8 protein-coding genes are annotated in these 12,900 nt (G+C 44.3%); 6 read left to right on the forward strand and 2 right to left on the reverse strand.

Annotated elements, in window-relative coordinates; all coding sequences use genetic code 11:
• Positions 1–11 precede the first annotated feature (11 nt).
• On the forward strand, positions 12–1,136 hold the full coding sequence (locus X939_RS0113275) for an alpha/beta hydrolase (RefSeq protein ID WP_025763765.1): 1,125 nt from the start codon (positions 12–14) through the stop codon (positions 1,134–1,136).
• Between the two features lie 60 nt (positions 1,137–1,196).
• Here the strand turns inward: X939_RS0113275 and hslU are convergent, their stop codons facing one another.
• Positions 1,197–2,600: an ATP-dependent protease ATPase subunit HslU gene (gene hslU, locus X939_RS0113280; protein ID WP_025763766.1), complete on the reverse strand. Its 1,404-nt coding sequence runs from the start codon at positions 2,598–2,600 to the stop codon at positions 1,197–1,199.
• A 215-nt stretch (positions 2,601–2,815) separates the two neighbouring features.
• Here hslU and X939_RS0113285 point away from each other — a divergent pair, with 215 nt between their 5' ends.
• The 3 genes from X939_RS0113285 (at position 2,816) to X939_RS0113295 (ending at position 6,785) form a co-directional block, all read left to right on the forward strand.
• The gene (locus X939_RS0113285; protein ID WP_025763767.1) at positions 2,816–5,098 is read left to right on the forward strand and encodes a GH92 family glycosyl hydrolase; all 2,283 of its coding nucleotides are present in this window, start codon (positions 2,816–2,818) and stop codon (positions 5,096–5,098) included.
• A gap of 85 nt (positions 5,099–5,183) precedes the next feature.
• Positions 5,184–6,362, forward strand: a complete 1,179-nt coding sequence (locus tag X939_RS0113290; RefSeq protein WP_025763768.1) for a PQQ-dependent sugar dehydrogenase — start codon at positions 5,184–5,186, stop codon at positions 6,360–6,362.
• Between the two features lie 6 nt (positions 6,363–6,368).
• On the forward strand, positions 6,369–6,785 hold the full coding sequence (locus X939_RS0113295; RefSeq protein ID WP_084299475.1) for a c-type cytochrome: 417 nt from the start codon (positions 6,369–6,371) through the stop codon (positions 6,783–6,785).
• Between the two features lie 44 nt (positions 6,786–6,829).
• Here X939_RS0113295 and X939_RS0113300 read toward each other — a convergent pair whose 3' ends face one another.
• Positions 6,830–8,287: a gluconokinase gene (locus X939_RS0113300; protein WP_025763770.1), complete on the reverse strand. Its 1,458-nt coding sequence runs from the start codon at positions 8,285–8,287 to the stop codon at positions 6,830–6,832.
• Positions 8,288–8,635: 348 nt separating this feature from the next.
• Here X939_RS0113300 and X939_RS0113305 point away from each other — a divergent pair, with 348 nt between their 5' ends.
• Together X939_RS0113305 and X939_RS0113310 are read left to right on the forward strand one after the other, a co-directional pair.
• Complete coding sequence (locus tag X939_RS0113305) at positions 8,636–10,189, forward strand: DUF5723 family protein (RefSeq protein WP_025763771.1); 1,554 nt, start codon at positions 8,636–8,638, stop codon at positions 10,187–10,189.
• 97 nt (positions 10,190–10,286) lie between these two features.
• Positions 10,287–12,842 carry a penicillin-binding protein 1A gene (locus X939_RS0113310; RefSeq protein ID WP_025763772.1) on the forward strand — a complete coding sequence of 852 codons (2,556 nt, stop codon included), beginning with the start codon at positions 10,287–10,289 and terminating at the stop codon, positions 12,840–12,842.
• Positions 12,843–12,900 lie beyond the last annotated feature (58 nt).

Here is a 12,900-nt window from a genome sequence, read left to right on the forward strand (position 1 = left end):
AAGTAAGTAAAATGAGCCCATCAACCCTAACAGAAACTTTAGTTTTTGAGTTAATAACCCCCGCTACAGACCGAAGACCAGTATATATTTCCGGACCATTTTGTAAATGGTTGCCCGATGTAGAAGCCTATAAGATGACCGAAACCTCTCCTGGTCATTATATTTTGCACTTTCCCGAAACGGCCGAACTCATGTTCCCTTTCGAATACAAATATACCCGTGGAGGATGGGACCAGGTCGAGCTGGATCGATATGGCCAGCCTCAACAAAATCGCATGGTGTGGCAACACACCGAGCATGTAGAAGACCGGATCACACGCTGGCAAAGGAATGCCAGTATCAAACACGATCATTCGCCTATTATTGAAGTTTTATCGGAAGAGTTTTACATTCCTCAGCTCGATAAAAGTCGTAAAATTCACGTGCTCCTTCCCCATCATTATTATGAGCAACCCGACAGGCACTTCCCTGTTCTTTATATGACCGACGCTCAAAATCTGTTTGGAGAAGGCTCCCCTTATGGCAACTGGCAAATAGACCAGGAGCTTACCAAACTGGCCGAACAAGATCGCGCCAACGTGATCATTGTCGCTGTTGACCATGCCGATGAAGCCGACGACTACGACCGGATTCAGGAAATATCGCCCTATGATGCGCCTAAAATAGGCAAAGGTCAGGGTGACCTATTTCTGCGGTTTGTGGCTGAAACCTTGAAACCGCAAATAGACAAGCAGTACCGCACCTTGCCAGATCGACTGAATACCGGGATGGGCGGAAGCAGTGTAGGCGGACTCCTCAGTATCTATGCAGCTCTCATGTATCCCCATGTCTTCGGACGTCTCATGATATTTTCACCTACCTTATGGATATCAAGCCGTATCTATTTTGATGCCATACATTTCTTCGAACCTTTTGAAACGAAAATCTATTTATACGGAGGGGGGAAAGAAGAGCCGAAGACAAAGACAGACAATATGCTTGCAAATATTGAAAAACTAAATCAAACCTTAGTTAACCAAGGTTTTGGATATTCCAGGGTTGAGATCAAAACTGAAATAGACCCAGAAGGCATACATAGTGAAGAGCGCTGGGGGAAAGAATTTCCAAAAGCCCTGGACTGGCTATTTAATTGCTAAGCAAAAAAGGGCCTGCCCCACTAAATGGAGACAGGCCCTTTCTTTTAATTGTCGGCACCACTATAGTATATATTGACTTAAATCCCTGTTCTTAACCAGATGAGATAGTTTCTCTTTTACCATTTCCGCTGTAATTACAATCTGAGAATCGGACCCAATTACGTCGGGGACATCAAACATGAAATCGTTGAGAAGATGACTCATCACGGTTTGCAGTCGACGAGCACCAATATTTTCTACTTCGCTATTTACCTCAAAGGCAATCCGCGCTATTTCCCGTATCGCATTTTCTTCAAAAACAAGTTCCACTCCTTCCGATTCCAGCATGGATTCGTACTGTTTGGTCAATGCATTCTTAGGCGCTTGCAGAATCTGATAGAAATCATTCTCGGTCAGACTATTAAGCTCAACACGAATCGGGAATCGCCCTTGTAATTCCGGAATCAAATCTGAAGGTTTGGCAACATGAAAGGCACCAGCCGCAATGAAAAGGATATGATCGGTATGGATTACACCATGTTTAGTATTCACCGCACTCCCTTCAACAATGGGAAGTAAGTCACGTTGCACGCCTTCTCTACTTACATCGGGACCGCTTCCCCCTGAGGCTCGGCTAGACGCCACTTTATCGATCTCATCAATAAAAATTATTCCTAGGTTTTCTGCCCTCTGAATGGCTTCGGACTTCACCTCGTCCATATCAATAAGCTTAGATGCTTCTTCATCGAGAAGGAGTTTTTTGGCTTCCGAAACGGTAACTTTGCGTTTTTTACCGCGGCGAGGGACCATACTACCAATCATTTCCTGGATGTTCATCATCGAAACATCGTCTATGGCTCCCCCTATCATACCTACATTCGGTGCATTATTTTGTTGAACCTCTATATCGATTTTACGCTCATCTAGGTCGCCATTTCGAATTTTCTCACGGAAGCGCTCACGGGTTCGCTGATTTAGCTCGGCATCGTCCTCAGGCATGCGCTGATCGTTACCATCTGTATGGCTACGGTTGGCCACCTGTGGTGAGGACCCGTGCACAGGAGGAATCAATGCATCTAAAATGATATCTTCAACGGCTTGTTCCGCCTTAATTTTAACTTCTTCTTTTTTTTCGGACTTCACCATGCCGACAGCCTGCTCCACCAAATCGCGAACCATGCTTTCCACATCTCTTCCTACATAACCTACTTCTGTAAATTTAGAGGCCTCAACTTTTACAAATGGTGCATTGGCTACCTTGGCCAGTCGACGGGCAATTTCCGTTTTACCTACCCCGGTAGCCCCGATCATCAAAATATTATTGGGAATGATTTCATTCTGTATTTCCAAGGGGCTGTTCATGCGCCGCCAGCGGTTACGTAGGGCTATGGCCACATTTCTTTTGGCGTCATTTTGTCCGATAATATATTGATCTAGTTCAAAAACTATCTGACGGGGAGTCAGTCGGTTCAAATGTTCATTCATGATCTATGATTTCAAAGCTAAAAAAGGTTAATAACGATAGTCGTATACAAAATTGCCTGCAACTACTGCTATTATTAAAGATATATGCTTCTCCTACCAAAATAACCATGCCTTGACAATTTGGCAGTCTCTCCTCGCATTTATAAATAATAAACCTTGAAATCCGCCAGAAACCTTTAAATTTGCCATTATTTGCTAAACCGATTTTCCTTGCTATGAACAAAGTTCTTTTAGTACTTTTCTATGTATTAACCCTGGGCATTTTACAGGCCCAATCGCCCTTTACCAATGCCGACCCGGTAGACCTGGTTAATCCTTTAATGGGTACCCAATCGAAATATAACCTATCGGCTGGAAACACCTACCCTGCCATTGCCCGACCCTGGGGTATGAATTTCTGGATGCCTCAGACAGGTAAAATGGGGAATGGATGGAGTTATATGTATGATGCCGAAAAAATAAGAGGCTTCAAACAAACGCACCAGCCTAGTCCCTGGATCAACGATTATGGCCAATTTTCCATATTGCCCATGACGGGCAAACTGCGAATCGACGAAGAAGAAAGGGCCAGCTGGTTCTCCCATAAAGCGGAAAAGGCTCAACCCCATTACTATAAAGTATACCTGGCTGACTATGATGTAACTACCGAGATAACACCAACTGACCGAGCAGCGCAGTTCAGAATCACCTTCCCCAAGACCGATAGCGCATTTATTCTCGTAGATGCTTTTGATAAGGGCTCTTATGTGAAGATTATTCCCTCTGAAAAAAAGATAATTGGCTATACCACCAAAAACAGCGGTGGAGTACCGGCCAATTTTAAAAACTATTTTGTCGTTCAATTCGACAAGGAATTCCAGTTCATGTCCGCATTCCATGGAAAAACCCTGGCCAAAGATACCCTCGAAATACAAACCGGTCATGCTGGAGCGGTAGTAGGTTTTAAAACCAAAACGGGTGAAAAAATAGGTCTCAAGGTAGCCTCATCATTTATTAGCTATGAACAAGCCCAACTGAACCTCGATCGGGAGATAGGTAATGATAGCTTCGACCAGACCCAAGCCAAGGGTAGAGCAATCTGGAATGAAGAATTGTCACGCATCAAAGTGGAAGGTGATAATATTGACCATATCCGTACCTTCTATTCCAGTCTTTACCGTGTAATGCTTTTTCCAAGGAAATTTTACGAATTAGATGCTCAAAACAATATAATGCATTATAGCCCTTATAATGGAGAAGTTCTACCAGGCTATATGTTTACCGACAACGGCTTCTGGGATACCTTTAGGGCAGTGTTTCCTTTCTTTACTCTGATGTACCCTACACTAAACGGACAAATAATGGCAGGTCTTGCAAACGCTTACGATGAAAGTGGCTACCTCCCTGAGTGGGCCAGCCCCGGTCACCGTGATTGTATGATAGGCTCCAACTCTGCATCCCTGATAGCTGATTCCTATATTAAGGGCATCAGAGGTTACGATATCGAAAAACTTTATGAAGCCGTACTCAAAAATACGGAAAATGCAGGTCCCGTAAGTTCAGTAGGCCGATTTGGTCATGAATACTATAATGAGCTGGGTTATGTACCTTACGATGTTAAGATAAATGAAAATGCTGCCCGCACCCTGGAATATGCCTATGCCGACTTTTGTATTGCTCAGCTCGGAAAAGCGCTGAATAAACCTCAGTCGGAAACGGAACTATACCTTAAACGGAGTATGAATTATAAAAACCTATTCGACCCGGAGACCAAATGGATGCGTGGAAAAAATAAGGATGGAAAATTTCAAAAACCTTTTAATCCCTACAAATGGGGAGACGCATTTACCGAGGGAAATAGCCTGCATTATACCTGGTCGGTATTCCAGGACGTTAATGGCCTAATGAAGCTTATGGGTGGCAAAGAGGCCTTCGTTCAAAAGCTAGATACCGTTTTCAGCACCCCTCCTATTTTCGACGATAGCTATTATGGCTTCCCTATTCATGAAATAAGAGAAATGCAGATTATGAATATGGGGCAATATGCCCATGGTAACCAGCCCATTCAGCATATGATCTATCTGTACAATTATGCCGGTGCACCCCATAAGGCTCAGTATTGGTTACGAGAAGTAATGAACCGGATGTATCAGCCTACACCTGATGGGTATTGCGGAGACGAAGATAATGGACAGACCTCTGCCTGGTATGTATTCTCGTCCCTGGGTTTCTACCCGGTGACGCCAGGCACGACTCAGTATGTAATAGGCACCCCCTTATTCAAAAAAGCTACCTTAACGATGGAAGATGGTAAAAAATTCGTGATCGAAGCACCAAAAAATAATGCCGAAAATTTATATATTGGCGGAGCCAGCCTAAATGGTAAAGCACACCCAAAGACTTACCTGGAACATGCTGACATTCAGAAAGGCGGACGTTTTCAAGTGGAAATGCAATCCAATCCTTCTAAAACCTGGGGAACCAAGCAAGAGCATGCACCGTTCTCTATGAGCAAATAATCCAAAATCCTTGGCGCAGGCTTGCGTCAAGGATTCACCTGATTCTTGCTGGAATCGCTTTTTAATGCTACATCTAAACAAATTTATGAACGCATCATCTACATTTTTCAAGGCAGCCGTTGGGCTTGGCCTTGGATGCCTCACCCTGACATCGGCCTTGTCTCTAAGCGGATTTCGTTCCGTTGACGAGCCAGCTATTTCAAAATCCAACTTGGAAGCCAATTACAAAGTGGACACAGTGGCTACTGGTCTGGAAATGCCCTGGGCATCCGCATTGCTTCCTGACGGAAGTCTTTTGGTAACCGAACGAGTAGGAAAGCTAAGGTTGGTAAAAAACGGAGTGCTAGATCCTCAGGAAATCACGGGACTTCCTGAAATCCTGTATAAAGGACAGGGAGGGCTATTAGACATTAATTTGCACCCAGATTTTAACAAAAACGGATGGATATACATCAGCTATTCCTCCCCTAAGAAAGATGGTGAGGCGGGTGATGAAGGCGGGGCCAACACTGCCCTGCTTCGTGCAAAGCTTAAAGGCCATGAGTTGGTTGAAATTCAGCACTTATACAAGGCATTTCCCAACGTTAAGGCCAATGTCCACTTCGGAGGTAGAATCGTTTTTGACAAAAAGGGTTACGTTTTCCTATCCTTAGGCGAGCGAGGACAGAAAGAAAAGGCCCAAAGTCTCGATGCAGACCAAGGTAAAATCATTCGTATACATGAAGATGGAAAGGTGCCTACCGACAATCCTTTCGTAAAAACCAAAGGTGCCGATCCTGCTATATGGACTTATGGACATAGAAACCCTCAAGGCTTATTTTTCAATCAGAAATCGGGAGTTCTATGGGAGCATGAGCACGGCCCACAGGGAGGAGACGAATTGAACATCATCGAAAAAGGGAAAAATTACGGTTGGCCAGTTATCACTTACGGAATCGATTATGATAACAGCATTATTTCTGAGGATTCGGTAAAGGCCGGAATGGAGCAGCCCATCATATTCTGGAAGCCTTCTATCGCCCCCTGTGGCATGACCTTGGTAGACAACCCGAAGTTTAAAGATTGGAATGGAAATATACTCGTGGGCTCCCTGAAATTTATGTACCTCCAGCACCTGACCTTAAAAGGAAATAAGGTCGTAAAACGTGAAATTATTTTCGATAAAATTGGGAGGGTACGTGATGTACGCCAGGGCCATGATGGTAATATTTATGTAGTGCTTGAAAACTCCGGAAAAATCGTAAGAATCAGCCCTAAATCTTAAATACCAATGATCAAATTGATTGCTACTCTAGGTATTTCGGCCATTATAGCGATGGAAACAGGACAGGTTCAGAATGATGACCTGGCTAAAAGCATAGAAAGAGGGAAGATGGTATATTCCGAAAACTGCATTTCCTGCCATATGGGGACGGGAGAAGGCGTCATAGGCACCTTTCCGCCACTAGCCAAAGCCGATTATCTGACCAAAAACCATGAAAACGCAATTCGGGCCATCAAGTTTGGTCTAATGGGAAAGGTTACCGTCAACGGGGTGGAATATGACAATATGATGCCCAATCCAGGACTCGACGATGAAGAAATTGCCGATGTCATGAACTATATTTTGAATACCTGGGAAAATAAATCAGAAAAACCAATGATTACTCCTAAGCAGGTATCATTGATTAAACAGGAAAAGGGTTAAACAGGTAAAATATAGTAAAAGGGCGGATTCATTCCGCCCTTTTACTATGAAAAAGAGTCAAAAGCCACATATTCCCTGTCATAACGTATGGCCGCCTTTCGGTATACTGCATGCACCTCCAGGTTGGTTTCGAACATGACACTAACGGGTGTAAAAAGTTTCATTTCAGAATAATGATGCACCAATCCTAAGGATTTCATAGCCATCATGACCGCGCCCACTGTTCCAGTTTCTACAGTGTCATTTAAGGAAACGGGTAAGCCAAATACATCTGCCAGCATTTGCACCCATAGGTTACTATGCGCAAACCCCCCATTGGCATAGATCTTCTGGACTTCATTCTTTCGAATCAATACTTCAGCTACATTATAGAGGTTTAACAGTACGCCTTCCATAACGGCTCTAACGAAATGACCTTTTTTGTGTTGAATATCTAATCCCGTAAAGCCCCCTCGTACGCTAGAACTCCACAGTGGGGCTCGCTCCCCCAATAGATACGGATAAAACATTAAACCATCTGCTCCGGCCGGAGTTTGTATCGCCTGGTCAAATACCGTTTCATAGCTACTACCCTCAAAAAAGGTATCTTTTAACCAGTCGAATATTACGGCACCATTATTGGAGGCACCCCCTACTATATAGGTTTCCTCATCTAAAATATAGCAAAATGTCCTCATTTTTGGATCCAGATAGGGTTTCGATGCACTCACGCGAGTAGCAGCACTGGTACCAATGGTCACGGTCATGGAATCGGAGGCATAGGACCCGCTACCCAAATTGGCTAAGCATCCGTCACTAGCACCCATAATGAGAGGAACTCCCGCACTAACGCCCAACTCATTGCCTTCTTCCAATGGTTGCTGGAAATAGGGCGAAACAGCTGTAGAAAGCTTCTCTATGGGCAGTCCTATCTCGCCCAAGGTCCATATATCCCATTTTTTTTCGTGTATATTGAAAAGTCCTGTGGCGGAGGCAATCGAATAGTCTACCAAAAATTTACCCGTTAGCCGATATATCACATATTCCTTGATAGCGACAAACTTATGGGCTCTTGCGAATAGTTCGGGCATCTCCTGCCTTAACCAGATAAGCTTACATACCGGAGCCATAGCATGAATTGGAGTGCCATTTCTCTGGTAAATTTCACGTCCTGTGTCAGAATTGCGAAGCCTGTCTGCTATAGCCGCACTTCGATTGTCCGCCCAAATTATCAGTTGAGTGAGGGCCTTTCCATTCCTGTCCAATGCCAGCACCCCATGCATGGCGGAGCTAAAGGATATACCCAATAGCGCTCCATGCCTGGCATCTTGCTGACAAACCTGTCTGATACAGGTTAATAATGCCTGATAGATAGCCTCGGGATCCTGTTCGCTCCAACCCGCCTGAGGATGGCTCATCTCGTAACCATGACTCCTGGTGCCCAATATGGCTCCTGTTTCAGCATCAAAAGCAGTTGTTTTCACATTGGTGGTCCCAATGTCACATCCTATCAGGTAGGGCATCTCTAATTTATTTATATTTTATAAAATTCTTTCTTCCTTACGAACCAATAATTTTGTTTATTTCCATAATAAAAATCCACAACATGGAATTGGCCTTTCTGGGCACAACTTAATAATTAATAGGCCGTAATGCCAGTAACGAACCTTAACTTTACCTTTCCTTTGAGTATTATTGCATTTCCGTTCGTTGAAAGCAGTACCAGCAGGTTGAATCCTGGCGGGAAGCTAATTAAATTTTGGTCTCAGTAAATAGAAAAAAATAACAAGCATGCCATGTCCAACCGATAGGGCCGAATAGAAGAACAAGAATATTTATAGTCAATTGTGTACTGAATAGCACCCCCAACCTTGAACATACAAATATATCATCGCTGGCTGATACTACTTGGCCTATGGATACCATATCAAGCTCAGGCCCAGCACCTTCCCGGCACCTCTCTGGACAATTATGCTGGCACCCATTCGCTTTACCATAACCCTGCATTTGTTTCTGATACCCGTTTTTCTGTATATGCTAACCTAATTGGAACCCAGTTTTATACAGCCAATAATCATGTGAAATATGCAGCTCCTTATTCCTTTTTGAATTTGTTAACCGGCACGGTTCCCGACGAATATCGAAATCCTAATGGGGCGATAAAATTCCCTAGAACTTACCTGGAAGAAAAGCTGAATGGAAACAAAAAATACTTGAATGCCGGTGGGGACTTTCGACTCCCGTCTATCATGTTTGGTCTGTATAAGGGCAAGGTGGGAGTCGGAATCACTTCAAGAGTACGCTACCTGCTTAACACTTCCGGGGTTACCGAACCCATGGCCAGATTGATCAGTCAAACGACAAAATTTGAAGAAAGTCAGGGCAATATATATAGAAATCAATCAGGGCAGCTACATATGAATGGCTTTGGGGAAGTGGCCCTAACCGTAGGTGGGGTCCTATACGATGGCGATACCGATTTCCTTAAGGTAGGTGTAACCGTCAAACGACTGGTGGGCTTATATAATGCCCATGCCCAAATCGAAAACTCTGCGTATTCCGTCCTTCCCGACCCCGCCTGGAATGGTCTTCGCGAGCTCATTGGTGTTAATGAGCTTCATGTGAAATACGCCATGACCAAGGACGAAGGAATTACTAATTTCAAAGCCAGCCCCAGCTGGCTATTAGGTAACGCTTCCCCTGGAGGAGGCTGGGGATTCGATATCGGAGCGGTGTATGAGTTCCGGCCCGATATCAATAAATACAGCTATACCGAAAGAGGAGAAAGGAAAAGAGACGCTTCCAAAAACAAATATCTCTACCGGATTTCGGCTTCCTTAACCGATATTGGCAAGATACATTTCAAAAACCCATATTATCTGCTCCAACAGGAAACCCATACTTTCAACACCCAGTTTTTATATTCCGACTTCCAAAAGTTAGGGGGCTCCGAGGGGATCTTTAATGCCATCAATAACTCCTTAAATGGTGGAGCCACAGTGGCCCCTAATTTCAAATCTATACTCCCAATGGCCTTTCAGGGAAGTGTTGACTATCAACTAAAGCCTAATATTTATATCAACGGTCTCTGGGTTCAGAATTTAATTCGTTCCAATGCTTTCGGAATGAAGGCCGAGTCGGTTGTGGCCATCACGCCTCGTTATGAGCATAAATGGTTTCAGCTCTCCGTTCCACTTACCCTGATGAACCGGTACCGGTCCCCTACCATCGGGCTGGCTGGAAGGGCTGGGCCTGTTTGGTTTGGCACCGACCATCTTACAGGTCTGGTTAATATCGGTGACCCTAGGGCCTTTAACATTTATTTTGGCATTTCAGCAGGGCTTTTCCGGAAGCCGCCCGAAGCGCAAAACCAATGCTGGCCACCTCAGGAGCGATTTTTTAAGAGAATTTTTCAAGGAAGATAGCTCGGATCTCCTGACCTTTCCGTTAATATCACCAGGGACTACATCGAAATTATCCTCCTTTTCTTATCTTTGATCCTGTTTAGATTCTTAACGTTGAATGAAAGTTATCAGGTCCTTTTTTATAGATATTGCCGCATTTTTTGGAAGGCTATTGCGTCGGCTAAAGAGCACAATAAACCTTTTGATATACAAGGTTCTATCTCTGTTTGTGGGCAAACAACGCGCATCCAGCTGGGTACAGCATTATCGACTTAAGCGCACACAACTCTCCAGCTGGTGGGAAAACAGTATCGATAGAAATTCTTCCTACTATCGACCTATACTAATACTATGGAAAATCTTTGCCTTCGGTTTTCTTGGTTTTTGTTTTTATATATTTAGTATTGAGACCAACTTCCTCTGGTTGATGGGTAGCATGCCCAGTGTGGAAGACCTGCAGAACCCCAAGGTGGCGCAATCCTCGGAGATTTATACCGCCGACAGTGTCATGATAGGAAAATTTTACACAGAAAACCGGACCCCGGTAACTGCCGATAAAATCTCACCTAACCTGGTCAAAGCACTAATCGCCACCGAAGATGTTCGCTTCTATGCGCACTCAGGCATAGACTATAAAGCAATGGCCAGTGTAGCCATAGGCATTGCCACGGGCGCCACAGATCGGGGCGGAGGCAGTACCATCACGCAGCAGCTGGCCAAAAAACTCTTTAAAACCCGAAGAAGCGGTGCAAAGGGTTTATTGGGTTATGTACCAGGTCTCAGTATCCTGATTTACAAAACTAAAGAATGGCTAACCGCTATCAAATTAGAGCGCAATTTCACCAAGGAAGAAATTCTGACCATGTATTTCAATACCGTAGATTATGGTAATAATACTTATGGTATCAATACCGCTGCTCAATCCTATTTCAGCAAATCACCTGACAGTCTTAATATACAGGAAGCTGCCGTTTTGGTAGGTCTTCAGAAGGCTACTACCACTTATAACCCTATTCGCAACCCTAAACGATCATTGGAGCGAAGAAATGTCGTTATCAATCAGCTCCTAAAGTATGGTCATCTCACGCAGCATCAGGCCGACTCTATCAGCGCACTTCCTATAGAATTGAGAACTAAGTTTGAAACACCTTACGATGGAAATGCCAACTATTTTAAGAATGCTGTAGTCGACTTCGTAAAAAAGTGGGGAGAAGAAAATGGTTATGACCTGTATACCGATGGGTTAAAAATTTATACTACCGTCGATTCTCGCATGCAGGCAAGTGCGGAGGCCGCCATGGACGAGAAAATGCGACAGTTACAGCGTGTTTTCGAAGACCACTGGAATAATTCTAATCCCTGGATCGATGAAAATGGAAAGGAGATACCCAATTTTCTAGAAACAGTCATCAAAAGAACTAAGCGTTACAAAACCCTGGCGGCCAAGTTTGAGAACAATCCGGATAGCATTGCTTTTTATCTTAATAAAAAAGATAGTATGCAGGTCTACGACTGGAAGACCAACGGGGTAATCGAAAAATATTGGAGTTCTATGGACTCACTCAACTATTATAAACGTATCCTTAGGGCGGGAATGATGGCGATGAATCCCCATAACGGTCAAATTAAAGCCTGGGTGGGTGGACTGGATTATAACTTCTTCAAATACGATGCCGTTCGCCAAGGGAAACGTCAACCTGGGTCAACCTTCAAGCCATTTGTCTATACTGCGGCCATAGATGATAGTACTTTTAATATGTCACCCTGCGATCAGGTGGTAGACAAGCCTTTTGTGAAAAAATTTATGGAAAATGGGGAAGAAAAGGAATGGAAACCCAGAAATGCCACTGGTTACTGGACCTATTCCAACATGACCCTACGCCGGGCTCTGGCCCAGTCCGTCAATTCTGTTACGGCCGAACTCACGGACCGGGTAGGGCCTGAGAATGTGGTTCGCTATGCCAAAAAACTGGGTATTACCACTCCTCTCAAAGCACTTCCCTCCATAGGACTAGGGCCTTTCGATGTTTCCTTATATGACATGGTGGCTGCATATTCCGTATTCGTGAATGATGGGAACTATACCAGCCCTATGCTGGTAACCAAGATTGAAGATCGGAATGGAAATACTATTGAGGAATTTGAGACCGAGACCCGACGGGCCATAAGCCGGGAATCTGCCTTCCTAATGATTCATATGCTAAAAGGAGGCGTGGAAGAGCCAGGGGGGACTTCTGGCAGCATCCGCTGGCGATTCAATGTTACCATGAACAATAATGAGATAGGTGGCAAGACAGGTACCACATCCAATAACTCCGATGGGTGGTTTATGTGCATTACACGCGACCTGGTCGTGGGTGCCTGGGTAGGTGGTGACGATCGAAGCATTCACTTTCGTAGTACGAATCTTGGCGAGGGTGCCAAAACGGCCCTCCCCATTGTAGGCAGCTTCTTGGAAAAGATTTACAAGGATAAGTCATTGGGAATCATTCCGGGGCCCTTTCCAAAGCCTACTTTTACGGTAAACAAAACTTATTTGTGTCCTTCCTACTATCAACCGGAATCAGAGGAGGGTGAGGATGATTATGATAGTCTGCCTCCTAAAACTTCCGTAGACGATGAGTTGCTCATCGGGCCCTTGCCCTCCCCATTGGATACGGCTCGAAAGAAATAAATAAAGCTCCTGCGGTCAAGATTTCTGCAGGAGCTTTATTTATTGTGAAGTATACCTT

It is taken from the genome of Dyadobacter tibetensis Y620-1 (assembly GCF_000566685.1).
Classification (GTDB): Bacteria; Bacteroidota; Bacteroidia; order Cytophagales; family Spirosomataceae; genus Dyadobacter; species Dyadobacter tibetensis.